At 65.1% G+C, this 26,244-nt stretch carries 26 protein-coding genes; 8 read left to right on the forward strand and 18 right to left on the reverse strand.

The annotated features are described in order from the left end of the window. Positions 1–39: 39 nt before the first annotated feature. From I6F36_RS16915 to I6F36_RS16925, 3 genes are all read right to left on the reverse strand, one after another. Positions 40–1,551 (reverse strand): tripartite tricarboxylate transporter permease, encoded by a 1,512-nt coding sequence (locus I6F36_RS16915; RefSeq protein WP_036023147.1) that lies wholly within the window; start codon positions 1,549–1,551, stop codon positions 40–42. 3 nt (positions 1,552–1,554) lie between these two features. Beyond that, the gene (locus I6F36_RS16920; protein WP_225155575.1) at positions 1,555–2,046 is read right to left on the reverse strand and encodes a tripartite tricarboxylate transporter TctB family protein; all 492 of its coding nucleotides are present in this window, start codon (positions 2,044–2,046) and stop codon (positions 1,555–1,557) included. 140 nt (positions 2,047–2,186) lie between these two features. Then, entirely contained in the window at positions 2,187–3,179 is a 993-nt protein-coding gene (locus tag I6F36_RS16925) for a tripartite tricarboxylate transporter substrate binding protein (protein ID WP_225155576.1), read from the reverse strand. Positions 3,180–3,396: 217 nt separating this feature from the next. Here I6F36_RS16925 and I6F36_RS16930 point away from each other — a divergent pair, with 217 nt between their 5' ends. Further along, positions 3,397–3,876, forward strand: coding sequence for an SRPBCC family protein (locus tag I6F36_RS16930; RefSeq protein ID WP_225133447.1), 480 nt, complete (start codon positions 3,397–3,399; stop codon positions 3,874–3,876). Between the two features lie 7 nt (positions 3,877–3,883). On the opposite strand, the gene I6F36_RS16935 is transcribed toward I6F36_RS16930, so the two are convergent. The 11 genes from I6F36_RS16935 to I6F36_RS16985 form a co-directional block, all read right to left on the reverse strand. Further along, complete coding sequence (locus I6F36_RS16935; RefSeq protein WP_225171813.1) at positions 3,884–4,663, reverse strand: DUF3298 and DUF4163 domain-containing protein; 780 nt, start codon at positions 4,661–4,663, stop codon at positions 3,884–3,886. 22 nt (positions 4,664–4,685) lie between these two features. Continuing rightward, on the reverse strand, positions 4,686–4,982 hold the full coding sequence (locus tag I6F36_RS16940) for a nucleotidyltransferase family protein (RefSeq protein WP_109144401.1): 297 nt from the start codon (positions 4,980–4,982) through the stop codon (positions 4,686–4,688). A 35-nt stretch (positions 4,983–5,017) separates the two neighbouring features. After that, positions 5,018–7,174 (reverse strand): methylmalonyl-CoA mutase, encoded by a 2,157-nt coding sequence (gene scpA / locus I6F36_RS16945; RefSeq protein WP_225171814.1) that lies wholly within the window; start codon positions 7,172–7,174, stop codon positions 5,018–5,020. Then, entirely contained in the window at positions 7,171–7,356 is a 186-nt protein-coding gene (locus I6F36_RS16950; RefSeq protein ID WP_225149875.1) for a hypothetical protein, read from the reverse strand. The genes scpA and I6F36_RS16950 overlap by 4 nt, the downstream gene beginning before the upstream one ends. A gap of 8 nt (positions 7,357–7,364) precedes the next feature. Beyond that, complete coding sequence (locus I6F36_RS16955) at positions 7,365–7,829, reverse strand: GFA family protein (RefSeq protein WP_057027174.1); 465 nt, start codon at positions 7,827–7,829, stop codon at positions 7,365–7,367. After that, on the reverse strand, positions 7,826–9,697 hold the full coding sequence (locus tag I6F36_RS16960; RefSeq protein ID WP_225171815.1) for a methylmalonyl-CoA mutase family protein: 1,872 nt from the start codon (positions 9,695–9,697) through the stop codon (positions 7,826–7,828). The genes I6F36_RS16955 and I6F36_RS16960 overlap by 4 nt, the downstream gene beginning before the upstream one ends. Positions 9,698–9,778: 81 nt before the next feature. Beyond that, on the reverse strand, positions 9,779–10,270 hold the full coding sequence (gene folK / locus I6F36_RS16965) for a 2-amino-4-hydroxy-6-hydroxymethyldihydropteridine diphosphokinase (protein ID WP_036023159.1): 492 nt from the start codon (positions 10,268–10,270) through the stop codon (positions 9,779–9,781). 1 nt (position 10,271) lies between these two features. Then, the gene (gene folB / locus I6F36_RS16970) at positions 10,272–10,640 is read right to left on the reverse strand and encodes a dihydroneopterin aldolase (RefSeq protein WP_036005989.1); all 369 of its coding nucleotides are present in this window, start codon (positions 10,638–10,640) and stop codon (positions 10,272–10,274) included. Beyond that, entirely contained in the window at positions 10,637–11,497 is an 861-nt protein-coding gene (gene folP, locus I6F36_RS16975; protein WP_225144057.1) for a dihydropteroate synthase, read from the reverse strand. Before folP ends, folB begins: the two co-directional genes overlap by 4 nt. 238 nt (positions 11,498–11,735) lie before the next feature. Further along, positions 11,736–12,143, reverse strand: a complete 408-nt coding sequence (locus tag I6F36_RS16980) for a DUF4332 domain-containing protein (RefSeq protein WP_036005985.1) — start codon at positions 12,141–12,143, stop codon at positions 11,736–11,738. A 24-nt stretch (positions 12,144–12,167) separates the two neighbouring features. Next, positions 12,168–12,533: a DUF2267 domain-containing protein gene (locus I6F36_RS16985; protein ID WP_128262632.1), complete on the reverse strand. Its 366-nt coding sequence runs from the start codon at positions 12,531–12,533 to the stop codon at positions 12,168–12,170. A 339-nt stretch (positions 12,534–12,872) separates the two neighbouring features. Between I6F36_RS16985 and I6F36_RS16990 the strand changes: the two genes are divergently transcribed. The 3 genes from I6F36_RS16990 (at position 12,873) to I6F36_RS17000 (ending at position 17,418) form a co-directional block, all read left to right on the forward strand. Then, positions 12,873–14,501 carry a helicase HerA-like domain-containing protein gene (locus tag I6F36_RS16990; RefSeq protein WP_225127228.1) on the forward strand — a complete coding sequence of 543 codons (1,629 nt, stop codon included), beginning with the start codon at positions 12,873–12,875 and terminating at the stop codon, positions 14,499–14,501. Between the two features lie 170 nt (positions 14,502–14,671). Then, positions 14,672–16,006, forward strand: coding sequence for a glycosyltransferase family 87 protein (locus I6F36_RS16995; RefSeq protein WP_225171816.1), 1,335 nt, complete (start codon positions 14,672–14,674; stop codon positions 16,004–16,006). Between the two features lie 17 nt (positions 16,007–16,023). Then, positions 16,024–17,418 carry a M20/M25/M40 family metallo-hydrolase gene (locus I6F36_RS17000; RefSeq protein ID WP_036023170.1) on the forward strand — a complete coding sequence of 465 codons (1,395 nt, stop codon included), beginning with the start codon at positions 16,024–16,026 and terminating at the stop codon, positions 17,416–17,418. Positions 17,419–17,725: 307 nt separating this feature from the next. On the opposite strand, the gene I6F36_RS17005 is transcribed toward I6F36_RS17000, so the two are convergent. Together I6F36_RS17005 and I6F36_RS17010 are read right to left on the reverse strand one after the other, a co-directional pair. Further along, positions 17,726–18,505 carry a class II aldolase/adducin family protein gene (locus I6F36_RS17005; RefSeq protein ID WP_036005973.1) on the reverse strand — a complete coding sequence of 260 codons (780 nt, stop codon included), beginning with the start codon at positions 18,503–18,505 and terminating at the stop codon, positions 17,726–17,728. Positions 18,506–18,713: 208 nt separating this feature from the next. Further along, positions 18,714–20,363: a glycosyltransferase family 39 protein gene (locus I6F36_RS17010; protein WP_225171817.1), complete on the reverse strand. Its 1,650-nt coding sequence runs from the start codon at positions 20,361–20,363 to the stop codon at positions 18,714–18,716. A 329-nt stretch (positions 20,364–20,692) separates the two neighbouring features. Here I6F36_RS17010 and I6F36_RS17015 point away from each other — a divergent pair, with 329 nt between their 5' ends. Next, positions 20,693–21,559, forward strand: a complete 867-nt coding sequence (locus I6F36_RS17015) for a DUF308 domain-containing protein (RefSeq protein WP_225171818.1) — start codon at positions 20,693–20,695, stop codon at positions 21,557–21,559. Positions 21,560–21,706: 147 nt separating this feature from the next. Next, positions 21,707–22,123: a MucR family transcriptional regulator gene (locus tag I6F36_RS17020; protein ID WP_036005917.1), complete on the forward strand. Its 417-nt coding sequence runs from the start codon at positions 21,707–21,709 to the stop codon at positions 22,121–22,123. A 105-nt stretch (positions 22,124–22,228) separates the two neighbouring features. Here the strand turns inward: I6F36_RS17020 and I6F36_RS17025 are convergent, their stop codons facing one another. Beyond that, a complete protein-coding gene (locus I6F36_RS17025; RefSeq protein ID WP_225144052.1) occupies positions 22,229–22,657 on the reverse strand; it encodes a SufE family protein in 429 nt (142 codons plus the stop codon). Between the two features lie 69 nt (positions 22,658–22,726). Continuing rightward, positions 22,727–23,185, reverse strand: coding sequence for a DUF5330 domain-containing protein (locus I6F36_RS17030; protein ID WP_225171819.1), 459 nt, complete (start codon positions 23,183–23,185; stop codon positions 22,727–22,729). Between the two features lie 412 nt (positions 23,186–23,597). On the opposite strand from I6F36_RS17030, the gene I6F36_RS17035 reads away from it, so the two are divergent. Beyond that, positions 23,598–25,463 (forward strand): HAMP domain-containing sensor histidine kinase, encoded by a 1,866-nt coding sequence (locus tag I6F36_RS17035; RefSeq protein WP_057027184.1) that lies wholly within the window; start codon positions 23,598–23,600, stop codon positions 25,461–25,463. Continuing rightward, the gene (locus I6F36_RS17040; RefSeq protein ID WP_225171820.1) at positions 25,456–26,148 is read left to right on the forward strand and encodes a peptidoglycan-binding domain-containing protein; all 693 of its coding nucleotides are present in this window, start codon (positions 25,456–25,458) and stop codon (positions 26,146–26,148) included. The genes I6F36_RS17035 and I6F36_RS17040 overlap by 8 nt, the downstream gene beginning before the upstream one ends. Positions 26,149–26,244 lie beyond the last annotated feature (96 nt).

The raw sequence follows: 26,244 nt of genomic DNA on the forward strand, positions 1-26,244 counted from the left end.
CCTGCCCCGGCGGGTCAGGCGAGGGCCGCCCGCCCGATATCACCGGGTCGTTGCCGCCGCGGTCTGCGGCTGTTTCACCTTGCGCCAGATCCACACCATGACCGGCCAGAGCAGCGCGCCGATCGCCATCGCGGCGAGGATGGCCGCGACCGGACGCTCGAAGAACGGCAAGATGCTGCCGTCCGACTTGATCAGCGAGGTGACGAAGGCCTGCTCCACCATGGTGCCCATGACGATGCCGAGCACCATGGCGGCGACGGGATAGCCGTTCGTCTCCATGACATAGCCGATCACGCCGAAGGCGGCGACGGTGACGACGCCGAACATGTTGTTGCCGATCGCGAACGAGCCAACCGCGCAGCACAGCATGATGATCGGCATGATCGCCGAGCGCGGTGCCAGCAGGATGTAGGTGGCGACGCGGATCATCGCGATGCCGAGCGGGATCATCAAGATATTCGCGATGATGAACATCAGGTAGATCGCATACATGCTCGACGCCTTCTCGGTGAACAGCGTCGGGCCGGGATTGAGGCCCTTCATGTAGAGCACGCCGATCGCGATCGCGGCGATGGTGTCGCCGGGGATGCCGAACAGCAGCGAAGGCACCCAGCCGGAGGCGATGCTGGCATTGTTGCTGGCGCCGGCCTCGACCAGGCCCTCGACATGGCCGGTGCCGAACTTTTCCGGCTCCTTGGAGAAGCGCTTCGACATCGCATAGGAGACCCAGGCGGCCATGTCGGCGCCGGCGCCGGGCAGCACACCGATGATGATGCCGACGATGTTCCCGCGCGTCATCTGCCAGCGATAGAGCTTGGTCAGCTTCCATTGGCCGGCCATGATGCTTCCGAATTTGCGCCGCGGCAGCGGCGGCGGTTCGGGCGTCAGCATCGCGCGCATCACCTGCGCCACCGCGAACACGCCGACGAGGGCCGGGATCGGCTCGATGCCGCCGAACAGATCGGTCAGGCCGAAGGTGAAGCGCGGGATGCCGCCGGGATTCTCGATGCCGATGCAGGCGACGAGCAGGCCGATGAACATGCCGGCGATCGCCTTCACGGGCGAGGAACGCGCCACCAGGGTGGCGCACATCAGGCCGAGCAGCGCCAACCAGAAATATTCGAAGGTCGAGAACGACAGCGCGATTTCGGCCAGCGGCGGCGCCAGGATCATCAGCGACAGCACGCCGGCGATGCCGCCGACCGCGGAGAACCAGACGCCGGCCCCTAGCGCGAGCTCGGCCTGGCCCTTGCGCGTCATGGCGTAGGCTTCATCCGCGTAAGCCGCGGATGCGGGCGTGCCCGGAATACGCAGCAGCGCGCCGGGAATGTCGCCGGAGAAGATCGCCATCGAGGAGGCCGCGACGATGGTCGCGATCGCCGCGATCGGTGACAGATAGAAGGTGACGGGGACGAGCAGGGCGGTCGCCATCGTCGCCGACAGGCCCGGCAGCGAGCCGATCACCAGCCCGTACACGGAGGCTGCGAACATGGAGATGATGACCTCCCAGGTGGAGATCAGCGCGAACGCATCAATCAGGGTCTTCAACATCGATCACCAGGGCGTCGGCAGCAGGCCAACCGGCAGCGGCACGCGGAGCAGCTTGCCGAAGATGAGATGAATGGCGAACGGCGAGAGCATCGCGAGCGGCAGCGCCAGCTTCCATTTCGCCCCGAGCGCGGTCGAGGTCACGTAGACCATGATCGCCGCGGTGATGACGAATCCGAGCCGGTCGGCGGCAAGAACGTAGAACAGCAGCAGCGCCGGCGGCAGCAGCGCGCGCAGGCCGTAGAGCTTGCCCTGCGGTGGCGGAGCAGCCGCCTGGCCGTCCTCGAACGGGACCAGCTCTTCCTCCTCCTCGAAGGAGCGCCCGATGCCGAACACGATCGCGAGCCCGCACAGTGCAAGGCCGCAGCCGATCACCAGCGGAAATACATTGGGGCCGACCGGCTGCCCCGGCACCGGCGGCAGAATGTAGCCGCCGTAGGCGGCAGCCGCGCCGAGCGCGACGAGAAACGATCCCGTGACGGAGTCGGGAAGACGCATAGGGGAGTCCTACAGGAGGTGCGCTCCCTCTCCCCGCTTGCGGGGAGAGGGTTGGGGTGAGGGGAAGTCTCCGCGGGGGAGGTGAGAGATGAACTCGCGGAGAGTTCCTCGCACCCCGATCACGGCGTCGCAGGTGCGGATCACGCCTTGCTCAGGCCCGCGGCCTTCATCGCCTGGCCCATCTGGGCGTCGCCCTTGTCCATGAAGCCCGCGAAATGGGCCGCATCGCCCCACACGGTGCCGAAGCCGCGATTGCTCATGAAGTCCTTGAACTCGGCGGAGTCGTAGACCTTCTTCAGCGCCGCCGTGAGCTTGGTTGCGATCTCCGGCGGCAGATTTTTCGGCCCGGCAATGCCGCGCCAGGCGCCGGTTGCGTAGTCGATGCCCATGGCCTCCTTCAGCGTCGGCACGTCCTTGAACACCGGATTGCGCGCGGGCGCCATGATGGCAAGGCTCCTGGCCTTGCCGGCCTCGATGATGGCGCGCGCTTCCGGCACCGAGCAGGTGGTGAGATCGACACCGCCGGCCGCGAGATCCTGCATTGCGGGTGCCGCGCCGTTCGACGGCACCCAGGCGACCTGGTTGGCGGGCAGGCCCATCGCCTGCATCCAGCCGACCAGCGCCAGATGCCAGATGCCGCCCTGGCCGGTGCCGGAAGCCTTGAACTTCCCCGGAGGCGCCGCCTTGATCGCGTCGGCGAGCTCCTTGACCGTTTTGTAGGGCGAGGAGGAGGAGACCTGGATGCCCGGCGGATCCTCGTTCATCAGCGCCAGCGGCGTGTAGCTCTTCGGCGTCAGGTCGGTGAGGCCCTGCCAGTGCATCATCGAGATTTCCACCGTGAGCATGCCGATGGTGTAGCCGTCGGGCTGCGCGGTCGCGATCGCGCTATGGCCGACCACGCCGGAGCCGCCGGTGCGGTTGACCACGTTGAAGGGCTGGCCGAGGTCTTTCTCCAGCAGCGCTGCGACGATGCGCGCGGTGGCATCGGTGCCGCCGCCGGCGCCCCAGGGCACGATCACGGTGACGGGCCGCGCCGGATAGGCTTGTGCGAGCGCGGGCTTGAAGCCGAAAGCGGCGGAGGCCGCGAGAGCGGCGGTGGAAGCCGCAAAGCTGCGGCGCGAAATCTTGGACATTGAATGCCTCCCAGCGGCGCCCGTGATGTCAGGCGCTCTTGTCAACTCCGGCATTCTAGTCGGCTTTACGTCGCCGCCGCAAGGTAGCGCTACCAACTGGAATCGCCATGTTGTGTGAAAGCAGACGGCCCGTCGAATGGGCGGTCGGAAATCGGGTGGGTTTTGTCCGCGCGCCTAGCCAACCTGTGCGCGCAACGAAACCAAAGGCAAGCCACCGATGACCCAAGCCTATTACAGCGCCGTGCTGGACCACCCGCTCGACGACGTCTGGTCCCTGATCCGCGATTTCAACAACTACCCCGCTTATATCGACGGCGTGAGCGAGAGCGAGATCGAAGACAACAGGCGCGGCGATGAAGTCGGCGCCGTCAGGCGCTTCTGCTATCTCGGAAACTGGATCCGCCAGCGCCTGGTCGATCACTCGGACCTGCAGCACAGCCTGACCTATGCCGGTCTCGAAGCGATACCCTATCCGCAAGACGACGGTAGCCCGAGTCCGGCACCGGCGCGATACCAAGGCACCATGCATCTGCGGCCGATCATCGAAGGCGACCGCACCTTCATCGAATGGTCGGTTGCGCTCGAAACTGAACCTGCGGACGCCGAGCGCTGGAAAGCGCTGTTTGCCTCCTGGATTCCCGATTGGACGGATTCCCTCGCGCGGACATTGGCCCGGACCCGTTTGCGATCCCGTTAGCCTCAGCTCACGGCTCGTCCGCGTCGCCCTTGGGCCGCGCGCCGCCGAAGATGCGGGCGCCCTCCGATGTGAGGTAAGGCTTCAGCGTCTCCCACGGCACGAAAGCGACATACTCGCCCTCAGCGTAGGGGCCGACGGCATAGGGCGGATAGTGGAAGTTGAGGCCGGAACTCCTGCCGGCCTCGGTGGAGGGCGCGAGCGTCACCGCGCCGATCTTGAGGAGGCGCGGCTCCACGGACTTGAACCACTCGTCGGTCGCGGTCTCTCCGGCGCCGCGCTTCTTCTTCTCGTCCGTCAGCGAAGCGATGATGGCCTTCACCATCGCCTTCATGGTGGGGCCGCCATCGGCGGTCTCGGTGAAGAATGGACGGATCGAGATGCGCTTGTTGGCGGCCTTGTCCCACAGGATCGTGTTCACGTCCGAATTAGGATGGGCGCCGCGTGTGTTCATGTAGTCGTTGCGCAGGACGCTGACATAGCGGTCGGTAGCCACGGAGCGGATTTCATATTTGCGCTCGAACTCCCAGCCGCCCTCCTTGAAGAACTGCGGGTCCGCTTTGCGCGCGGCAGCGGCTTCCGCGGCATTCTTGTCGAGCCACTTCTTGCCCTCCGCGAGGCAGTCCGCCGCCAGCGCCGCATCCGCCTTGATCCTGTCGCCGAGGAAGACGCGCGCTTCGATGCTCTTGGTCTTGACGATCGCATCGGGTTTGGGATCGGCGGCGTGGGCGGAAAACGCACATGTTGCGCTCAGCGCCAGGGCGACGCTCAAACCGGCGATGAACTTCAAGGTTAGTGCTCCTGCGTGAGCGTCAGAATATTTCGACAATATCGTCTGCGATCCGCTCCGCAAAGCGGGGAGAGATGGAGCGGCGAACAGTTGCCTGTGCTTGCAAGCCAGTCGCATCCTCGATGATGTGCTCGACATCGATCAAGTTGAGCAGGGAAAACGAGGTGTCCGGCTCGATCTCGACGAGCACGTCGATATCGCTATCAGGCCGATAATCGTTGCCGGCTCGCGAGCCGAAGATGGCAAGCTTTGCTACGCCCTTGCCTCGGATGGCATCCGCGTTCTTGCGTATCGCAGCGACGATTTCGTCACGCGTCATGGACACACCTGGCCGTCACACGGCCAGTCTATCATCTACTCCGCCGCCTCGCTATGCCCCAGCCGGGCGTTCAGCTTGCGGATCAGCTCCTCGGCGGCGTCCGCGATCACCGTGCCGGGCGGGAAGATCGCCTCGGCGCCGGCGGCATAGAGCGCATCGTAATCCTGCGGCGGCACCACGCCGCCGACGATGATCATGATGTCGTCGCGGCCCTGCTTCTTCAGTGCGGCTTTCAGCTCCGGCACAGCGGTCAGATGGGCGGCGGCCAGCGAGGAGACGCCGAGGATGTGCACGTCGTTCTCCACCGCCTGCCGTGCGGCTTCGTCGGCGGTGGCAAACAGCGGCCCGATGTCGACGTCGAAGCCGATATCGGCGAACGCCGACGCGATCACCTTCTGGCCGCGGTCATGGCCGTCCTGGCCGATCTTGGCGACCAGGATGCGCGGGCGGCGGCCTTCCGCCTCCTCGAAAGCGTCGATCAGCGCCTGAACCTTCTCGACCTGGGTGCCCATGCTGGACGCCTCCCGCTTGTAGACGCCGGTGATGGATTTGATCTCGGCGCGGTGCCGGCCGAACACTTTCTCCATTGCGTCAGAAATTTCGCCAACGGTCGCCTTGGCGCGGGCCGCATCGATCGCGAGCGCCAGCAGATTGCCGTTGCCTTCGCCGGCCGAGCGCGTCAGCGCGGCGAGGGCGGCATCGACCTCCTGCTGGTTTCGCTCGGCCTTCAGCCGCTTGAGCTTGTCGATCTGAAGTCGCCGCACATTGGTGTTGTCGACCTTCAGGATCTCGATTTTGTCCTCGTCCGTCGGCTTGTACTTGTTGACGCCGATCACCGCCTGCTTGCCGGCGTCGATGCGCGCCTGCGTCTTCGCCGAGGCCTCTTCGATACGCAGCTTCGGCACGCCGGCTTCGATCGCCTTCGCCATGCCGCCGAGCTCCTCGATCTCCTGGATATGGCCCCAGGCCTTGGCGGCGAGGTCGCGCGTGAGCCGCTCGACATAATACGAGCCGCCCCAGGGATCGATGATGCGGGTGGTGCCGCTCTCCTGCTGCAGGAACAGCTGGGTGTTGCGGGCGATGCGCGCCGAGAAATCGGTCGGCAGCGCCAAGGCCTCGTCGAGCGCGTTGGTGTGGAGCGATTGGGTGTGGCCTTGGGTGGCCGCCATCGCCTCCACCGTAGTACGCATCACGTTGTTGAAGACGTCCTGCGCGGTCAGCGACCAGCCCGAGGTCTGGCTGTGCGTGCGCAGCGACAGTGAGCGCGGGTCTTTCGGGTTGAACGGCTTGAGCAGCTTGGCCCAAAGCAGGCGCGCCGCGCGCAGCTTGGCAACCTCCATGAAGAAGTTCATGCCGATCGCCCAGAAGAACGACAGCCGCGGCGCGAAGCGGTCGACGTCGAGCCCTGCGGCAAGGCCGGCGCGCAAATATTCGACGCCGTCAGCCAGCGTATAGGCGAGCTCGAGATCCTGCGTCGCACCGGCCTCCTGCATGTGATAGCCGGAGATCGAGATCGAATTGTACTTCGGCATCTTTTGAGAGGTGTAGGCGAAGATGTCCGAGATGATCCGCATCGAGGGCGCCGGCGGATAGATGTAGGTGTTGCGCACCATGAACTCTTTCAGAATGTCGTTCTGAATGGTGCCCGACAGCTTCTCCGGCGGCACGCCCTGTTCCTCGGCGGCGGCGACATAGAGCGCGAGGATCGGCAGCACCGCGCCGTTCATGGTCATGGACACGCTCATCTGGTCGAGCGGAATCCCTGCAAACAGCGTGCGCATGTCGTAGATGGAATCGATGGCAACGCCGGCCATGCCGACATCGCCGCCGACGCGCGGATGATCCGAGTCATAGCCGCGATGGGTGGCAAGATCGAATGCGACCGAGAGGCCCTTTTGCCCCGCCGCGAGATTGCGGCGATAGAACGCGTTGGAATCCTCCGCCGTGGAGAAGCCGGCATATTGCCTGACCGTCCAGGGCTGGTTGACATACATGGTCGGGTAGGGGCCGCGCAGGTACGGCGCGATGCCCGGATAGGTCTCGAGGAAATCGAGCCCGGTCAGATCAGCCTCGCCATAAGCGGGCTTCACCAGGATGCCCTCCGGCGTCAGCCACGGCTCGGCGCTGCCGGCAGGGGTGGCAGTTGCAGCTCGCTCGAAAGCGACCTCGGCGAAATTGGGAATGCGGGTCATTCCTTGGAATCCTCAAACCTGCGATTGCGCTCGATCAGCTTTTGCACATTCTTCTTGTAAACGGGATCGTCCAGGCGGCTCTGAGTCATGCGGCCAGTCCCGTCCCAGAGCAGCCATGCGAGCAGCTTTTCAGTCTTCCATTCTGCCAGACCGAGCAACGTTTGTCCGAGCAGCTGAAACATGGATCGCCTCAATCATGATCCGGATGCTGATGGCTGACGATGGTCGCCATCTTCTCCGGTCCGTAATTCTGCTGTGTGGTCTGGCTCGGCAGATTGGCGATGCCGACGACCCAGCCGAGGCGGGATTCGATGCCGAACTGACGCGTCGGCACGACCCGGTCAGGGCGATCGAAGGTACCGGTCATGATCTCGATGCGATCGCCGTCGATGCGGCCGAAGCTCAGCGGCGTGCCGCAGGCGGCGCAATAGCCGCGATCGGCGATCGAGGAGGAGCGGAAGAACGACGGCTTGCCCTTGGTCCAGGCGAAATCGGTCTTGTTGATGTCGGCCAAAGAGGCGAACGGCGCGCCGCTCGCCTTCTGGCACATCCGGCAGTGGCAGATCGAAATCCTGGTCGGCGCCGTCATGACCGCAAATCGCACGGCGCCGCATTGGCAGCCGCCGGTGAGAACGGGTTTGCTGGTGTCAGTCATCGCTGTTCCATCCGTCGGTAGGCGTCCTGCAGTGCCGCAAGCGCATCGCCTCCGGCGAAGACAAAGCCCGTGACGCCGGCGGCTCGCAGCGCCGCCTCGGCCTCGGCCGGCCGGCCCGCTAGGTAGATATGTCGCCCGCCGGCCAATTGCAGGGCCTTTGCCGCGGCTTCGGCGTGTTCCGCATAGACCTTGTCGCTGGAACACAGACAGGCCAGCTCGGCGCCGGAGGCCTTGAAGGCCGCAGCCAGCTTGGCCGGATCGGCAAAGCCCTCGCTGCCTGTGGCCTCAATGCCGCCCGCCTCGAAGAAGCTCTTCGCGAACGTCGCGCGCGCGGTGAAATCGGCGGGCGTGCCGAGATTGGCCAGGAACACCTTTGGCCGTGCGCCCCGCGCCTTCAAACTCGCGTCGGATTTGTCGCGCAGCGCCTCGAACGGTTCCGCGAGACGGATCGGCGGCAGCGCCTCGAACTTGTAGGTCTGTTCGCCGTAGGGTGGAAGCGCGATCGGCGCTGCCTTCAGGACAGTGGCTTCGCTCTCGTGCAGGTTCGGAAACTCGCTGGCGCCGGTCAGTATGTCCCGGCGCTTCGCGATATTGGCCTCGCGCGCCTTGCGCGTGGCCGCGACCTTGCTTTGGAACACACCCTGCTGAAGCGCCGCGAACGCGCCACCGGCGCTCTCGCTCTCCTGGAACAGGGCCCACGCGGCATCGCACAGCTGCGCCGTCAGAGTCTCGATGCCACCAGCCCCCGCCGCGGGATCGCTGACCTTGGCGAGGTTGCATTCTTCCAGCAGCAGAAGCTGCGTGTTACGCGCCACGCGCCGCGCGAACGTATCGGGCAGGCCGAGCGCCAGCGTATGCGGCAGCACGGTGATGGCGTTGGCACCGGCCAGTCCCGCGGCGAAGGCCGCCATGGTCGCGCGCAGCATGTTCACGTAGGGATCGCGTTGCGTCAGCATGCGCCAGGCGGTATCGGCCGCGATGAACAGCGGTTTCGGCGTCAGCCCGCAAGCGGTCTCGATGCGCGCCCATAGCAGCCGCAGGGCGCGGAACTTGGCCATGGTCAGGAATTGGTCGGCATCGGCGGCGAGCCGCGCATAGACCATGTCCTGCGCGGCTTCCAGCGGAATGCCTGCGCCTTCGATCGCGCGCAGGTAAGCGACACCGCAGGCGAGCACGAAAGCGAGCTCCTGCACCTCCGAGCCGCCGGCATCATGGACCACGCGGCCGTCGGCGGAGGCGAACGGCCCCTTGAAGCCGAGCCCGGCGAGGCCCTTGATGGCGCCCGTAATCGCGGGGGCAATTTCGTCCCAGGTATAGGGGCTGTGGCCCCACACCGCGCCCGCCGCGAGCGGATCCAGCCCGAAGCGGATGTTGCAGGTGCCGGGATCGAGGCCGTTGCTCTTCACATATTCCGCGACATGGATCGCGGCCATCCGCGATTGCGGTCCGATCTCGAGCTCGATGCCGATGCTGGCGTCGAGGTGAATGTCTTTCAGGATCTTTGCCACCGCCTCGGCCGACGGTTCCAGGCCGAAACCGCGTGCGCCATTGGCGCCGGCGAACACCAGCGCAAGCCCGGTCGCACCGTTCTCCAGATCCTGCAGCGCCTGCGCATTCGCGAGCGCCGCATCGGGATGGTCGATCCGCTGCACGACCTGCCACGGCGCAGCCGGCGGCCGGCCCATCACCGGCGCAATGCCCTTCGCGCGCGGATAGAGCGGTTCGATCTTGATGCCGTCATAGGTCTTGCCGACCAGCTTTTCGAACGGCGCGCCCTTCAGCACGCTGTCGACCAGCTTGCGCCAGTCCTCAGGCGTGGCCTTGGGAAAATCCGCCGCCAGCGGCAGGTCGTCAGTCACGGAGGTCATGCGGCGCGGGGCTCCCGAACGTCTTGTTATTCGCAGGCGAAATTGCCATGGCGGACCGTTCCTGCAAACGGTTGTTTTTGGTTAACCGGTATCCGGAAGCCGCTCAATGCCTTGCGCCGAGACGCTGGCGAGCCCGTCACGCACACGAATGCCCGAGATCACGCGGTCAGATGCGATTTCGGCCAGCGGCACCAGCACGAAGGCGCGTTCGAACAGGCGCGGATGCGGCAGCGTCAGGTCGGGCTTCTGCAAGGAGACGTCGTCATAGGCGATCATGTCGAGATCGAGCGTGCGCGGGCCCCAGCGCCGCCCTTTGGTTCGCGCGCGGCCGAACTTCTGCTCGACTTTCTGCAGCACGAACAATAGCGCATGCGGATCGAGGCTGGTCTCGATCTCGATGCAGGCATTGATGAAGGGATCCTGGTCCTCGTCGCCCCAGGGCGGGGTCGTATAGTCGGACGAGCGCGCGATCAGCGCCGCCTGTGCCATGCCGCAGATATGAGCGATCGCCTTCTTGAACGTCGCGCGGACATCGCCGACATTGCCGCCGAGTGCGATCAGCACGCTCGCCATGCTAGGGATGCCGCGAGCGCGTCAGCACGATGCCGACATCGTCGAAGATCGCGGCGATCGGCGCGTGCGGCTTGTGCACGGTGACCTTCACGGCGCGGATGCGCGGAAAGTGCGACAGGATGGCATCGGCCACCGCGCCGGCCGCGCGCTCCAGGAGTTTGTAATTGGTGTTCTTGAACGCCGCCGTCGTCGTCGCCACGACATCGGCGTAGGACACCGTGTCCGCGAGCCGGTCGCTGCGCGCAGGCTCGGACAGGTCGGTATAGAGCTCGAGATCGATGACGAAACGCTGGCCGACCTCGGTTTCGTGATCCATCACGCCGTGGCGGGCATGGATCGACAGGCCGGTGACGAAGATCGTGTCGGTCATTGCTTGCTCTCGATGGCCTGCGCCACCCGCAGGGCCTGCAGGGTTTCGGCGACGTCGTGGGTCCGGATGATCTTGGCGCCGCGCTGCGCGGCGATCAGATGCGCGGCGATCGAGCCGGCGAGCCGCTCCGATGGTTCCGACGGCGACACCGAGGCGATGAAGCGTTTTCGCGAGGCGCCGACCAGGATCGGCAGGCCGAACATGTCGAGCTCGCGCAAGCGCGCGAGCGCGGTCATGCTCTGCTCGGCGGTCTTGCCGAAGCCGATCCCGGGATCGAGCACGATCTTGTCGCGCGCGATGCCTGCCTTCGCGGCAATATCGAGCGAGCGCAGGAAGAATGTCTTGATATCAGCGACGATGTCGATGGCGGGATCGACGCTGTCGCGGTTGTGCATGACGATGACGGGCACGCCCCTGGCGGCGATCAGCGGCGCCATGCCGGCTTCGCGTTGCAGGCCCCAGACGTCGTTGGCGATCGCCGCGCCCTGGTCGAGTGCGAAGGCCACCACCTCCGCCTTCATGCTGTCGATCGAGACGGGTACACCGAGCGCCACGACGTCCGATAACACCGGCTTCAGCCGCGCGAGCTCTTCCGACGCCGTGACCGGCCGGGCGCCCTTGTAGGGCCGGGTGGATTCGGCGCCGATATCGATGATGTCGACGCCGGCGGCGACCATCGCCCGCGCCCGCTCCAGCGCCCGCGCCGGCGCGATGAACTCGCCGCCATCGGAGAAGGAATCCGGGGTGATGTTGAGCACGCCCATCACCGCAGGAAGCCGCCGGCCCACGAGCGTCCGCAGTGCGCCGATCCCGGCCGAGCCGGCCGGCGGGACGGAAGGGGAGGGCGAGGCATTCATGCGCGTGGCATTGCGCTGTCGGGCAGGGGGAGTCAAGACGGGATTGGGGCCAGTCGCGGCCATTCCGATGCGTGCAGACGGCCGAGAGGATGCGATGTTCTTGCTCACCCTCCGTCATTGCGAGCGCAGCGAAGCAATCCAGACTGTCACCGCGGCAAGATTCTGGATTGCTTCGCTGCGCTCGCAATGACGATCTGGGAGCAGTGGTACCCCAACCTCTCCAGCTTGGTCCGCAGCGCTAATACGTAATCTTCGGCGGCAGCTTCTTGGCCTTGGCGATGATGTCGCCGACCGACTTCTCGGAAGGCAGGACGCGGACCAGCTTCTTCTTCTCGTTGGCCTCGCGCATGCTCTGCGCCAACCTTGCCGGATTTCGATAGGCGAGCTCCCGCACCGTCGTGACGCCGGCGGCGCGGACGAGCCCGACCTTGGCCCTGCCCATGCCGGGGATGCGCATGTAGTCGGAGACGTTGGCCCATTCCAGCAATTGCTGCTCGCTGATGCCGGTCTTGGCCGAAAGCGCCTTGCGGCCCTTCACGGTGGACGCCGCCTCGAGCAGCGCGTCGGTGGTGCGGATTCCTTGCGCCTTCAACTTGTTGGCGGCAAAGGCCGGCAGGCCCTCAATCTCGGAAATCGGATATGTCATGATGCTCGATATGAAAAGCGTCGCTCAGGCGAACTGGCTGAGGCCCGGCGTCCCCGCGATGATCTTGCCCATCTGATCCGCTCCGATTTTGTCTCGCCCGTAGCGGAAAAGTTCACGGGCGACGTTTTGAATCTCGGACATGCCGAGCCCCAGGCCCATCAGGCGGGTGCCGACGGCCATCAAGCCGCCGCCCATCAGCCGCGACAGGCCGCCACCGCTCCTGGACGCTTCGATCGCAGCTTCCGCTCCGGGGATCTGGTCGATCAGGGCCTGCACACTGTCGGAAGGGCCCTCGTTGCGAAGGAAGGCCAGGATAATGCCGACGGTCTTTTCAGCGACAGCACCATCTATGCTGGCGTTTGTCGCCAGCCGTCCGATCAGCTCGTCCATAAGACCCCGCCCCTCAGCCGGTTTGCATGCCGGAATATTGCTTTCGAAAATGATCTTGAGCCGGTGTGACGTGAAATACAAGCGATGAACGCAGGCGCCGTCGCGAACGCGCGAAAAGTGTTGCCGCCGTGCAAGAGCCTAGAACGAATCGGCAAAAAATTGCCGCTATGCGAACGCCCCATTCCGACTTTCGGCCGATGTTGTCCGTCTGTTTCCGACAATGTCGCATGCGCAGGAGCCGCTGAACCGATTTAATCGGCGCACGAGATGCGTTAAACTACGGAATTGGTGCATTCGGGTTTCGCGACGCGAAACTCGGCAGAAAGATCAGAGAGAATAATGACCGCACAGGACAGCAAGCTCGGCGATACCGACGACAAGATCTTCGTCGGCAAGGGAGACGAGCAGGCTTGGCTGACGCTTGCGCTGGCCAATCGCCACGGCCTCGTCACGGGTGCAACCGGAACCGGCAAGACCGTGTCGCTGCAAGTGATGGCGGAAGGATTTGCGCGCGCCGGTGTTCCGGTCTTCGCGGCCGACATCAAGGGCGACCTCTCCGGAATCTCGGAAGTCGGCGAGGCCAAAGACTTCATTCTCAAGCGCGCCAGCGAAATGGGTCTCAAGTTTCAGCCGGACCAGTTCTCGACCGTGTTCTGGGACGTGTTCGGCGAGCAGGGACATCCGGTCCGCGCCACCGTCACCGAAATGGGGCCGCTATTGCTGGCGCGGATGCTCGACCTGAACGAGGTGCAGGAGGGGGTTCTCAACGTCGCGTTCCGCGTCGCGGACGAGAACGGCCTGCCATTGTTGGACATGAAGGATCTGCGATCGCTGTTGGATGCGATCGTGCCCGCCAGCGGCAAGAAGGGACCGGATGCTGAGGAAGATCCTTTAGCCGAGATCCGGAAGGCCGCGCAGAGCTTCGGTAATGTGAGCAAGGCGACGGTTGGAACCATTCAACGCCAGCTGCTGGTGCTGGAAAACCAGGGCGGAACGAAATTCTTCGGTGAGCCTGCACTGGAGCTGAAGGATTTCATGAAGACCGATAGCGACGGTCGCGGCATCGTCAACATCCTGGTTGCCGACAAGCTGATGGAGAGCCCCAGGCTTTACGCTACCTTTCTGTTGTGGTTGCTGTCGGAGTTGTTTGAGGAATTGCCGGAAGCCGGCGACCTGCCGAAGCCAAAACTGGTGTTCTTTTTCGACGAGGCGCATCTGCTGTTCAACGATGCGCCGAAGGCGTTGATGGACAAGATCGAGCAGGTGGTTCGTCTGATCCGCTCCAAGGGCGTCGGTGTCTATTTCGTCACCCAGAATCCGATCGACGTGCCGGACAAGGTGTTGGCCCAATTGGGCGGTCGCGTGCAGCATGCGCTGCGCGCCTTCACGCCGCGCGACCAGAAGGCGGTCGCCGCTGCGGCGCAGACCTTCCGGCCCAACCCGAAGCTCGACACCGCCAAGGTGATCACGGAGCTCGGCAAGGGCGAGGCGCTGGTGTCCTTCCTCGAGGGCAACGGCACGCCTTCGATGGTGGAGCGGGTGATGATCCGGCCGCCGACGGCGCGGATCGGGCCGATCACGCCCGAGGAGCGCAAGGCGATCATGAGCAGGAGCCCGGTGAAGGGCAAATACGATACCGCGGTGGATCGTGAGTCCGCCAATGAGATGCTGCAGAAGCGCGTAGCCGGCACGGCTGCGCCTGCCGACGCACAAGATGGTGGAGCCGGCGCAGGCGGCGGCGTTCTCGGCCAGATCGGCTCGATCGTCGGCACCATCTTCGGCACCAACGTCAAGCGAGGTCGTCTGTCGACCGGCCAGGTCATTGCCCGCGACGTGACGCGATCGGTCACCAACCAGGTGATCGGCGGGATGGCCGCCAATATCGGCAAGTCGCTCGGCGGCCAGCTCGGCGGCTCGATCGGCCGTACGCTGGTCCGCGGCGCGCTCGGCGGATTGCTACGGCGTTAGGCAGAGCGCCCGGTTTGAGGCAGTCGTCGTATGCGGTGAAGCTCTAGAACGTTGACCGTCGCCTGATATCTGCTCGTCCGAGCTACCACGGCGCACAAATTCAGGTGAAGGGCTCTGCAAGCCTTCGCCGGTCTGCTAGGTCCTGTGTCGTCGCCGCTCAGGACTACATCGTGACCCCGCCCGCCCCGTTGGCCAAGCCTGACGCACCCAGACGCCCGTCGCTGGTTGCGCCGCTGGATCTGCTTTTTCTGCTCTGCTGCGTCCTCCTGATCGCCGACGTGCTTGTCCCCGAGATTTTCGGCCGCGGCAAGACCAAGGACTACTCGCTCTGGTACTGGGCCGGACAGCAGGTCCTGGAGGGTGGGCCGCTGTATCCTGCCACGGCCGTCGAGCATTTCGATTTCATCTATCCACCGCTGCCGGCAATCCTGCTGGCGATCCCGAGCTGGTTCGGCAAGATCCCGCTCTATGTCGTCCTGTCGATCTTGAACGCCGTGGCGTGGTGGTACACCGCGGCGTTCTCCCAAGTCATGACCGGCTCGGACCGCGCGCCGGGTCGTTGGCTCGAGGCGCTGCCGGTCGTCGCCACCGTGACCTTCGTGTTCGACATGTTCGACCTCGGCCAGCCGAACCTCCTCCTTCTGGCGATGATGCTCTACGGCTTCTGGAGCTTGCGGCATCAGCGATCGTGGCTGGCCGGCTTCATGTTCGCGCTCGCCGCCGCCATCAAGGTGTTCCCGATCGCCGTGCTGCCCTATCTGGCCTGGCGGCGCAAATGGGCGGCCCTGGTCAGCGCGATCGTCTTCACCGGCATTCTTCTCTATGTCGTGCCGGCACCGATCCGCGGCTTCGAGCGCAACGCGGCCGAGCTGGCGACCTGGTACCAGGGCATGGTCGGGACCAGCTCGGAAAAGGGCTTTGGCCAGCGTGACGAGCAGAACTGGTCGTGGGTCAACCAGTCCCTCATTGCCGTCACGCATCGGCTGGTCCGGCCGATCAACTACAATCAGGACGATCCCAGCAAGCCGCCGCGCACCATGAATCTGATCGAGGTCGACTACAGGACGGCGAACTGGATCGTGCTCGCGCTGTCGGCGCTGCTCGGGCTCGGCTTTGTTGCGGTCATGCCGCGGCAAGCGCGGCGGACGGCGCGCTCGGATGCCGAAGAGCTCGGCATCTTGTTCTGTCTCATGACGGTCGCCTCGCCTCTGGCCCGGCAATACTATTTCATGTGGCTGTACTTCCCGGTGACGGTGTTGATGCATCGGGCCGCCTTCGACGAGCGAGCGCATGTGCGCCTGGGAACCTGGCTTGCCCTCAGTGCGGCCGGCATCCTCATGCTGTTGTCGCTGCCGTGGTTTCCGCTCGCCTGCCAGGCTTGGGGCAACAACCTCGCTGCGACCGCCATCCTCGCAGGGTGTCTCGCCTGGCACATCCGGCATCCGCCGCTTGCGGCTAGCCCTAAGGCTGCACCGGCGCTAAAACCCGGACCTCTTGAGACTTAACAATCAGGATAGCAATCATGGCCAACGCGCAGCTCCAATCCGTGCTCGACCACATCGACAAGGATTTCGATAACAGCCTGCAGCGCCTGTTCTCGTTGCTGCGGATCAAGTCGATCTCGGCCGATCCCGCCTTCGCCGATGATTGCAAGGCTGCCGCCGAGCATCTCGCCAAGGACATCGCCAGCCTCGGTGTTGCCACCGAGGTGAGGCCGACCGCGGGTCATCCCGCCGTCGTCGGCAAGACCGGCGCGGGCGGCCGGCCGCACGTGCTGTTCTACGGCCATTACGATGTGCAGCCGGTCGACCCGCTCGATCTCTGGCACCGTCCGCCGTTCGAGCCCGTCGTCACCGATCATGCCGACGGCCGCAAGATCATCGTCGCGCGCGGCGCCGAGGACGACAAAGGGCAGGTGATGACGTTCGTCGAGGCCTGCCGCGCCTGGAAGAAGGTGACGGGCTCGCTGCCGGTCGACGTCACCTTCCTGATCGAGGGCGAGGAGGAGGTCGGCTCGAAGAACTTCGTGCCCTTCATCGAGGCCAACAAGGACGAGTTCAAGGCCGATTACGTGCTGGTGTGCGACACCAGCATGTGGGACCGCAACACGCCGGCGATCACGACCTCGCTGCGCGGCCTGCTCTATGAAGAGCTCAAGATCACCGCCGCCAATCGCGATCTGCATTCCGGCGTGTTCGGCGGCACCGCGATGAACCCGATCCGCCTGCTCACGAAGATCCTGGGTGGCCTGTTCGACGACGACAACCGCATCACCATCCCCGGCTTCTATGACGGCGTGAAGGACACGCCGCCCGATATCCTGGAGCAGTGGAAGAAGCTCGATTTCACGCCCGAGACCTTTCTCAAGCCGGTCGGGCTGTCGCTCCCGGCTGGCGAGAAGGGCAGGCTGCTGGTCGAGCAGGCCTCGACGCGCCCGACCTGCGATGTCAACGGCATCTGGGGCGGCTATATCGGCGAGGGCTCCAAGACCGTGATCCCCTCGCATGCTTCGGCCAAGGTCTCGTTCCGCCTGGTTCAGGGCCAGGACCCGCAAAAGATCCGCAAGGCCTTCCGTGATTACGTGACGGCGCGCATTCCCGGCGACTGCAAGGTCGAGTTCGGCGACCATTCCGCCGCGCCCGCAGTCGCGCTCGACTGGACCATGAAGCCGCTCGCCGCCGCCAGCAAGGCGCTCGCGGAGGAATGGGGCAAGGAGACCGTGCTGATGGGCTCGGGCGCCTCGATCCCGATCGTCGCCGACTTCAAGCGCACGCTCGGCCTCGACTCGCTGCTGGTGGGGTTTGGCCTCGACGACGACAACATCCACTCGCCGAACGAGAAATACGACCTGCAGAGCTTCCAGAAGGGCATCCGCTCCTGGGCAAGGATCCTCGCCGCGCTGGCGGAGGTGAAATAGGCACGGTGCGGTAGGGTGGGCAAAGGCGCAACGCGCCGTGCCCACCATCTCTCCGGATGACGAAGGAAGAAGACGTGGGCACGCTTCGCTTTGCCCACCCTACGAGAGTATTCGCTACGAAGACTCTCTCCCGTCATTGCGAGCGCAGCGAAGCAATCCAGACTATCTCCGCGGAGGGATTCTGGATTGCTTCGCTGCGCTCGCAATGACGACTCAAACAAAAACGCCGCCCGGAATTGGGCGGCGTTTCATTCCAATACGTGCAGAGGTAGTTCGACGGAAACACTACCTCAATTTCGTGAATATCTCAAGACCGGTAGCCGGGATTGACGCGGTCGAGCTTGCGCAGCAAGGGCGGCCACACGAGGTTGTTTGCGCGCAGCTCGGCGCGGTCGCGGTTGGCGAGCAGCTCGGTGTTCTTCTCGATCGCGATCTCCTCGACCGGATAGACCGGCGTGCCGAGCGCGCGCGTGCGCACCTGCATCGAGCAGGCGCGCTCGAGATGGTACATGCGCTCGAACGCGGAGGCGACCGAGCGGCCGACCGTCAGCGTGCCGTGATTGCGCAGGAGCATGTGGTTGTGGTCGCCGAGATCCTTCTGCAGCCGTGGCCGCTCCTCGTGGTCGAGCGCGATACCTTCATAGTCGTGATAGGCGAGGTCGTGGGTGACGAGCTGGGCGGTCTGGTTCAGGGGCAAGAGCCCTTCCGCGCTGCTCGACACCGCGGTTCCGTCGAGGGTGTGGAGATGCAGCACGCAGATCGCGTCCTCGCGCACCTCGTGGATCGCCGAATGGATGGTGAAGCCGGCAGGATTGATGCTGTACTCGCTCTCGGAGAGCTGATTGCCGTGCAGGTCGACCTTGACGAGGCTGGAGGCCGTGATTTCCTCGAACATCAGCCCGTAGGGATTGATCAGGAAGTGATGGTCGGGACCGGGCACGCGCGCGGAGATGTGGGTGTCGACCAGATCGTCCCAGCCGTACAGCGCGACCAGGCGATAGCATGCGGCGAGATTGACCCGTTGCTGCCACTCCGCCTCCGTCATGTTGGAGGGGACTTCCCTCAGGCGGGCTTCTGCTGGCGACATGGCTGATCTCTCCGAACCTCGTTGTTGCGGAGGAGGAGCGTAGTCGCGGGAGAGGCTTGCGGCAAGGCGCGAGGAGCGTGGCTGTCAAGCGTGGCCCGCATGGAGCGCGTAGCCCGCATGGAGCGAAGCGGAATGCGGGGCAGCTCGCACGATGCCACAGGTCCCGGATTACGCTTCGCTCCATCCGGGCTACGGATACGGAGAAATCCTACGGTGCCGGGATCGACAGCAGGCTGGAAATGCCGCGGCCGCGGATGTCGTAGACGCGCGCGAACACCACGTCGTCGCGCTTGATCTCGACCATGACCGGGGCGGTGAGGCCCTTGCAGTAGAACTCGCCGAGCGTCATGGCGAAATCGGCCGCGTTGGAATCCCAGCCGATGGTGAAGTCGGGCCCGAGCGCCACCTGGGCCGGGCGCTGCGGACCGCACACCGCCACCTTCCATTTGCGGTTGCCGGGCGGCACTTCCTGGCGCTCGACGAGCTGCTCGCGCAATCCGTCGGAGGCCTGCTTCAAGGCGAGGCCCCAATAGTCCAGCATGAAGCGGTCGTCGGCGCCGCGCACGGTGCCGGCAATGTGGTTGAAGTGCGTGTATTGATAGGGGTGCAGCCGGATCATCTCGGCGAGCGACAGCGCAAGGCCGAAGCAGAAGGTGGCGAGCACGACCGGCTGCCAGGTGCGGTGATTGGCCCGCAGGCGCTCCATGGTCCAGGCGAAGGCGACGCCGCCGAGCACCGCCATCGGCGGGATCACGAAGACGAAATGGCGGATGCCGTTGTAGAGCGCCGGGCGCTTCACCATCGCGATCGCGAGCGGCAGGGTAGCAGCCAGCGTCAGCATCAGGAGGATGGTCTTGCGGCGTGCCGGAACCTCGCGCCGCGGCAGCATGGCGAAGGTGCTGACGATCGCACCGCCCATCAGAACCAGCATCACCTCGGGCAGCTGCAGGGCGAACAGCGTCGGCAGATACGACCAGGGCATGTCGGGCACCGACACGATCGCACCGTCGAACATCTCCTTCCATGGCTTCTCGAAGAAATGCGAGAAGTAGGTCAGCGCCGCCAAGGGATTGCCGGGCTCCATGATCGACCACGGCCAGATCAGGCCCATCACGAGGTAGCCGAGCACGAGGCCTGGCAGCAACACATAGACGACATGGGCGAAGCGGCGAACGGATTCGCGCGGACCTTCGGTGCGCAATTCCTCCAGGAACAGCGGCACGAAGCCGACCACGGCGTAGACCAGCGCGAGTCCGCCGAGAACACGGCAGCCGAGCGAAAGGCCGGCCCCCAAGCCGACGATCAGGATCGTGCGCGGCGATGGCTGCGGATATTCCTCGGCGAGCCGGACGAAGCCGAGCATCAGGACGACCATGGCGACCGCGAAGGGTGCATCCTTCGGGTTCATGAACATGTGGCCGTAAAAGGTCGGGCAGAGCGCAAGCAGGAGGAGGGAAGCCAGACCGGCAAGCGGTCCGCCGATGCGGCGGCCGAGCCGCCATGTCACGGCAAGCCCGATTACGCCGACGATGGCGCCGACCAGACGGCGGGTCTCGAACAGCTCGAGCGGAATGACCTTGTGCAGCAGGGCCGCGACCATGTCGAAGCCGCCGCCATACATGTAGAGATTGGCGAAGGAGAGCGCCGCGGTGTCCTTGAAGCCGGAACCGAACATGCGCAGCAGCAGGTCGGCATATTCGGCGTGGGTGTAGTCGTCCCAGCCGAGCCCGTAGTCGCGGAAGGTCAAGCCTGCAATGACGGCGACCGCGGCCAGCACCAGCATGGCGAGATCGTCGCAAGTCCGTTCGATCGAGCGCCGCTGAGGCGTGTCGATCGCCGAAGTCGTGATGGATGTCATGGCTATCGGTGCCCCGGAATCCCCTTTTGGCCCTGCTGGCGCGCGCGGGCCTCAACCCCGGACTCCCTATAGCGCAGTTCCATTACCAAGTAATTGGGCATTATGGCTAAATTCCTGATGCGACGCAGCAATTCCGGTTGGCACCCATTCAGATGACGTTGCGAGCAGCTTTAGCAGTAGCGAGCCCCGGCTGAAGGGAATGTGAATAAGTCCCTGATTTCCTTCCCTTTAGGAACACCGCCCAGAATTGGCCGTTGGCGTGGAACAGCGTATGACGGTATCGTGGCGTAGCGGTTCTCGCGCGTGATGCGCGGCCGGGGGTGAGTTCGATGAATTTGGCATTGCTGATCGTGGGGATTTGCGCCGTGCTGGCGGGTCTCCTCGCGGTGATTTTCGGCATGACGATCAGGGAATTCAGCCTCGGTGGGACTCTCATAGTCTCCGGCACCATTGGCGTCTGCTCCGGAATGTTACTGGTCGGCCTGCATCTGGTGCTGCTCGAGCTCAGGGGCATCGCACGCCGGCTGGCCGGTGCGGTCGCGCCATCCGAGGTTCGGGTCAGGCCCGCGCTGCCGGGCCTCGCTGTGCCTGGCGTAGTCGCGCCCGAGCCGGTGCCCGCTGCGGCGGTGAGAGCCGAGCCGGCGCCGCCGCCACCGCCCGCAAGTCCGCCGCCGTGGCAGAGCGAAGCTGCAGCGCGCGAGCGGCCGCGTGCCGAGGCACCGCAGCAGGAGCCGGAAGCCCCGACACCGCCTCCCGCTCCGGAAGCGTCGCGCCGGCGCAACCTGCTGTTCGCCTCGACCTCGCGCAAGGAGCGCGAGCGCGCGGAAGCAACATCCACTGAAACTGCCCCGCCGTCCAAGGAGCCCAGCGAGGCCCCGAACCTTTCGCCCCCTGCGAGCTTTGACGTCGCCTGGCCGAAGCCGGACCGTGCGCGCCCGCCGGAGCCGCCGGCCGCCCAACGCCGTCCGCCGCTGCCGCGCTCGCCGTCGACCTTGGCGGAGACCGCTCCTGAGCCGGCGCCCGAGCCGCCGCCGCCCGTGGAGCCCCCGCCGGTGACGGTGCTCAAGTCCGGCGTCGTCGATGGCATGGCGTATTCGCTCTATTCCGATGGCTCCATCGAGACGCAGATGCCGGAGGGCATGATGCGCTTTGCCTCGATCGACGAGCTCCGTGCCCATCTCGACCAGCGCGGTTGAAGCGACCGCGCGCTCAAGTAGACGGGCGCTTTTCACCAGTAATCAGTGCCTCGCCGTCAGTCATCGTGTTTCAGCCGAATGTATTCTTGACAGGGAATACTTCGGTGTCGTCAATCCTGTAAGCCACAAGCGGACAAGGGAGGGCGCATGTCGGATGCGGGGGCGAAGAATTTCATCGAGCTGACCGCGAGCATCGTGTCGGCCTATCTCAGCAACAATCCGACGCCGGCGGCCGAGATTCCGAACCTGATCAGTCAGGTGCATGGCGCCTTGGTGCGGGTCTCGTCAGGCCGCACCGAGACCGCGCCGCTGGAGCCGGCCAAGCCCGCCGTCTCGCTCAAGAAGTCGATCGCGCCCGATTATCTCGTGTGCCTCGAAGACGGCAAGCGCTTCAAGTCGCTGAAGCGCCATCTGCGCACGCAGTACAACATGACGCCGGAGCAGTACCGCGAGAAGTGGGGCTTGCCGGCCGACTATCCCATGGTCGCCCCGAACTATGCAGTGGCGCGCTCGCAACTGGCCAAGCAGATGGGCCTCGGGCAGCAGCAGCGGAAGCGGAAGTAGTCGGGGTCTTGTAGGGTGGGCAAAGGCGCAAAGCGCCGTGCCCACGAGTTTTCATTATACACAGGAGGTGGGCACGCTCCGCTTTGCCCACCCTACGAGAGCATCTTACGACGCTTCCGCGAGCGCCTCTCTCGCATCGGTCTTGATGCGCTCGACCATCGAGCGCAGGCCATTGGAGCGCTGCGGCGTCAGATGATCGCGAAAGCCGAACTCGTTGAACACGGCGATCGCGTCGGTATTGAGGATCTCCCGCGGCGTGCGGCCCGAATACAGCGCGAGCACGATCGCGACCAGCCCGCGCACGATATGGGCGTCACTGTCGCCGCGATATTTCAGGACCGGCTCGCCATTGCTGCGATCGACCGTCTTCTGCAGCCAGACCTGGCTGACGCAGCCCTGCACCTTGTTCTCGGCCGAGTGTTCCGCCTCCGGCAGCGGTTCCAGAGTGCGGCCGAGCTCGATGACGTACCGGTAGCGGTCGTCCCACTCGTCCAGAAGCTCGAAATTGTCCCTGATTTCGTCAATCGTCGTCATATCGGCCCGCAGTTCCCGCCTACCGCCAATATAGAGACGCGAAGCCCTGAAATCGATAGGGCCTGGACGCTAATTCGCCGGCCCCGGTCCGCGCCATTCGAGCGCAAGGTCGTCCTGGGTCAGGGTATCGCGCGGCGCCTCGCTCGCTGCAAAATCGCCTTCGCCGGCCAGCGCGATCGAGCCGGTATGGTCGGGCGCCTTCTTGCTGTCGGTCTTGCTGCCGTCGTTCCTGCCGCCGTCGTTCTTGTCGTTGGTGATGTGCTCCTTCTTGTCGTTGATGATCTGATAGAGCTTCTTCGCGCCGTCCTGGGCGCGCTGGCCGATGATGGTCGCGGCCTGGCCGCCGACCTCGCAGGCCGCCGGCTGGCGCTTGCAGAACTGGGTCACGTCGGAAACGGCCGCCGTCGCGGCTTGCACCGCATCGGCGGCGCCGATCTGCGGCAGCTTGTCCGATTCGGGCGTCTTGTCCCGCGGCAGAAGCACCAGCACCAGCCCGAGCCAGAATGTGATGCGGAGCAGAAAGCGCATCTTATCGACCTGTCCGTTAGACTCCGCCCGCGGCGATCTCCCGCGGATATCGGACCTAGCGATCCTCGATAAATCGCAAGTGATTGCCTTGAGCTTAATTCGCGGAAAATTGACGCAAAATTCTTCCGCAGCGACGTTCCGGTAAATTTTCGATTGACGCCCGTACCCATGGTTCTGCCGGCCGCCCGCATCCACCAATTCGAAACCATGCGGAGCAGGGCGAAACCCCGCGTTCACCATTCGCAGCGAAGACGTCGCCAAATCGTCTAAAAAGCTCCGCGATAACGCGGTGTCCGGCCACACGCTGTGCCGCCTTAGCACTCGTTTAAGGTCGCTCTGACACGGTGGCTCAACGACAAGGAGGCGTTCCGGCGCGTCTTCCAAGAGACGATTGAGCCGAAGCGCGAGACCCGTGACAGTTTTGAGTATCATCCGCGATTGTCTCGATGCACTGCTGCATCCCTCCGCGCGCTACGATGCGCTGATGCGCGCGCGCCATCGCGCCTTCATGGCACCGCGGCTGCTCGGCAGCCTCGCCGCCTTCGCTGCATTTCCGGTCTATCTCGCCATGCGCGGCGCGCCGAGCGCGATCGAGGTCGCGGCCTTTGCCTGGCTGATCGCGCCGATCATGTTGTCCTGGTTCCTGTCGCGCACCGGCCGTTACGAGGGCGCACACGTGCTGTCGTCGCTGGCGCTCGCCGGCCTGATCATGGCTGTCGCGATCACGACAGGCGGCATCGAATCCTTCGCCGCGGTCTGGCTGATCGTGGTTCCGCTCGAAGCTGCGCTGTCGGCCTCGCGCCGCGTCGCGGCGTTTGCCTCGCTGCTTGCGCTGTCCTGCGCCGGAATGCTGATTCTGGTCAGCCAGCTCGGCTGGCTGCCGGTGGTTGAGCCGAGTGCCGCCGAGCGCGGCGTGCTGATGGCTTTCGGGGTCACGTCTGCCACTCTTTATGCCGCCGGCCTCGCCTTCGGCGCGGAATCGCTCGCGCGCACCAGCGTCGCGCTGTTGTCGCGCGAGGAGGAGCGTTACCGCCTGCTGGCGCGCAACATGAGCGATGTCATCTCGCGGCATCAGCGCAACGGTGCGGTGCAATTCATCTCGCCGGCGGTGGAGGCCATGCTCGGAGCGCAGGTGGCGCAACTGCTCGGCCACGGCCTGTTCGACCGTGTCCATGTCGCCGATCGGCCGGCCTATCTCACGGCACTGTCCGACGCGGCGCGCGGCGAGGTGCGCAGCGTCGAGTTCAGGCTGCGGCGCGAGCCCGCCGCCGAGCGCGGCCAGGTCGATTTCATCTGGGTCGAGATGCGCTGCCGTCCGCTCGATCAGGACAGCGCGCGTGACGTCACGTGCGAAGCCGAAGTCGTCGCGGTGATGCGCGACGTCACCGACCGCAAGCTTTTCGAGCAGGCGCTGGACCAGGCGCGCAGCGCCGCCGAGGCGGCCGATGCCGCCAAGACGCGCTTCCTCGCCACCATGAGCCACGAGCTGCGCACGCCGCTCAACGCCATCATCGGCTTCTCCGAGATGATCGCGCAGGAGCAGGCCTTGATGCTGGGTGCTGCGCAGCGCAAGGAATACGCCCAGCTGATCAACGATTCCGGCCAGCACCTGCTGTCGGTCGTCAACGGCATCCTGGACATGTCGAAGATGGAATCGGGCAATTTCGAGATCGCGTCCGAGCCGTTCGCGCCGCGCGCTTCGCTATTGCATTGCTGCAATCTGCTGGCGCTGAAGGCGCGGGAGAACGGCATCGACCTGATCACCGACGCGCCGCAGGACCTGCCCGTCATGACCGGCGATCCCAGGGCCTTCAAGCAGATCGTGCTCAACCTCGTCGCCAACGCCATCAAGTTCACAGAACGCGGCGGTCAGGTCTGCGTATCGGCCGCGGTGTCCGGCTCGCAGCTGACGCTGCGCATCAGCGACACCGGCGTCGGTATCGCGCCCGACGATCTCAAGCGCATCGGCGCGCCGTTCTTCCAGGCCGGCACGACCTATCAGCGCCGTCACGAGGGCACCGGCCTTGGACTTTCGATCGTGAAGAGTCTCGTGGCGTTGCATCTCGGCGAATTGACGGTACAAAGCAGGTTGGGCGAGGGCACGGCGGTCACCGTCAAGCTGCCGCTCGTCTACACGCCGCCGCAAGCCAAGCCGGCCGAGCGCAAGATTGCGACTCTGACGCCTGTGCTGCGCCAAGAACTTCAAGGTCAGGATCTTCAAGACCAAGCTCACGACCAGTCTCAGGACCAACCCGCTCTGGTGAAGAAAAGTGCCTAAGAAGTCTGCCAAGGACGAAGCCGCTCCGCGCCGCCGTGGCGCCAAAGCTGCGGTTGTCGACGTCGAGACCGAGCGCAACCTCGTGATGCGCGTGCTGCTGCACAGCCCCAAGGACACGCTGGCCGGCCTCGTCGCCGTCGCCGCGATCGCCGCGATCGTTGCCAATGCGCTGTTCCTCCAGACCGGCCGGCATCCCGCGCCGATGTTCGGCACGGTGATCAATCTTCCCGCGCCGTCGTCCGTGCCGCTGTCGAATCCCATGCCGCGTCCGCGCCCCGTCGGCGCCGATACCTCGCCGCTCGAGCCGCGCGCGACCGAGTTCCGTGTCGAGCCTAAGCCTGCCGAGCCCAAGCCCGCCGAGCGTGCTGCCGAAAAGCCGGTCGAGGCGACCGCCTCGACGCGCTCGAATGATCCGATGACCAATCTGGTCAAGGCGACCACCTCGACGCCGCCCGCGGCCCTGCGTCCCCCGGCGCAAAGCCCGGCCGCACGCCGCATTGCCGGCGTGCAGCGCGCGCTGTCCGAATACGGCTACGGCAATCTGAAGATCACGGGCACCATGAGCGGCGAGACCCAGGCCGCGATCCAGAAGTTCGAGCGCGAGCACAAGATGCAGGTCACCGGCCAGGTCTCGGACCGGCTGCTGCGCGAGCTCGCCGCTGCGATCGGCCGCCCGGTCGAATAGCCGCACGTCGAGTGTCGTTGACGCAGGTCAATTGCCGGCGCCGGCACGATGGACCGGATCCGATACGATTGCGATTTGAGTGGGATCAATGACGGC

Origin of the sequence: Bradyrhizobium sp. BRP19, from assembly GCF_020194195.1 — a bacterium.
GTDB lineage: Bacteria > Pseudomonadota > Alphaproteobacteria > Rhizobiales > Xanthobacteraceae > Bradyrhizobium > Bradyrhizobium yuanmingense.

Bases quoted from the DNA above. Each gene is read 5' to 3' on its own strand.
- I6F36_RS17020 (WP_036005917.1), top strand. From the start codon at position 21,707: ATGTCGGATGCGGGGGCGAAGAATTTCATCGAGCTGACCGCGAGCATC.
- I6F36_RS16930 (WP_225133447.1), top strand. From the start codon at position 3,397: ATGACCCAAGCCTATTACAGCGCCGTGCTGGACCACCCGCTCGACGAC.
- I6F36_RS16985 (WP_128262632.1), bottom strand. From the start codon at position 12,533: ATGGACGAGCTGATCGGACGGCTGGCGACAAACGCCAGCATAGATGGT.
- I6F36_RS16950 (WP_225149875.1), bottom strand. From the start codon at position 7,356: ATGTTTCAGCTGCTCGGACAAACGTTGCTCGGTCTGGCAGAATGGAAG.
- I6F36_RS17015 (WP_225171818.1), top strand. From the start codon at position 20,693: ATGAATTTGGCATTGCTGATCGTGGGGATTTGCGCCGTGCTGGCGGGT.
- I6F36_RS17010 (WP_225171817.1), bottom strand. From the start codon at position 20,363: ATGACATCCATCACGACTTCGGCGATCGACACGCCTCAGCGGCGCTCG.
- I6F36_RS16940 (WP_109144401.1), bottom strand. From the start codon at position 4,982: ATGACGCGTGACGAAATCGTCGCTGCGATACGCAAGAACGCGGATGCC.
- scpA (WP_225171814.1), bottom strand. From the start codon at position 7,174: ATGACCCGCATTCCCAATTTCGCCGAGGTCGCTTTCGAGCGAGCTGCA.
- I6F36_RS16990 (WP_225127228.1), top strand. From the start codon at position 12,873: ATGACCGCACAGGACAGCAAGCTCGGCGATACCGACGACAAGATCTTC.
- I6F36_RS17000 (WP_036023170.1), top strand. From the start codon at position 16,024: ATGGCCAACGCGCAGCTCCAATCCGTGCTCGACCACATCGACAAGGAT.
- folP (WP_225144057.1), bottom strand. From the start codon at position 11,497: ATGAATGCCTCGCCCTCCCCTTCCGTCCCGCCGGCCGGCTCGGCCGGG.
- I6F36_RS17030 (WP_225171819.1), bottom strand. From the start codon at position 23,185: ATGCGCTTTCTGCTCCGCATCACATTCTGGCTCGGGCTGGTGCTGGTG.
- I6F36_RS16915 (WP_036023147.1), bottom strand. From the start codon at position 1,551: ATGTTGAAGACCCTGATTGATGCGTTCGCGCTGATCTCCACCTGGGAG.
- folK (WP_036023159.1), bottom strand. From the start codon at position 10,270: ATGGCGAGCGTGCTGATCGCACTCGGCGGCAATGTCGGCGATGTCCGC.
- I6F36_RS16980 (WP_036005985.1), bottom strand. From the start codon at position 12,143: ATGACATATCCGATTTCCGAGATTGAGGGCCTGCCGGCCTTTGCCGCC.
- I6F36_RS17025 (WP_225144052.1), bottom strand. From the start codon at position 22,657: ATGACGACGATTGACGAAATCAGGGACAATTTCGAGCTTCTGGACGAG.
- folB (WP_036005989.1), bottom strand. From the start codon at position 10,640: ATGACCGACACGATCTTCGTCACCGGCCTGTCGATCCATGCCCGCCAC.
- I6F36_RS16920 (WP_225155575.1), bottom strand. From the start codon at position 2,046: ATGCGTCTTCCCGACTCCGTCACGGGATCGTTTCTCGTCGCGCTCGGC.
- I6F36_RS16925 (WP_225155576.1), bottom strand. From the start codon at position 3,179: ATGTCCAAGATTTCGCGCCGCAGCTTTGCGGCTTCCACCGCCGCTCTC.
- I6F36_RS16955 (WP_057027174.1), bottom strand. From the start codon at position 7,829: ATGACTGACACCAGCAAACCCGTTCTCACCGGCGGCTGCCAATGCGGC.
- I6F36_RS17005 (WP_036005973.1), bottom strand. From the start codon at position 18,505: ATGTCGCCAGCAGAAGCCCGCCTGAGGGAAGTCCCCTCCAACATGACG.
- I6F36_RS16960 (WP_225171815.1), bottom strand. From the start codon at position 9,697: ATGACCTCCGTGACTGACGACCTGCCGCTGGCGGCGGATTTTCCCAAG.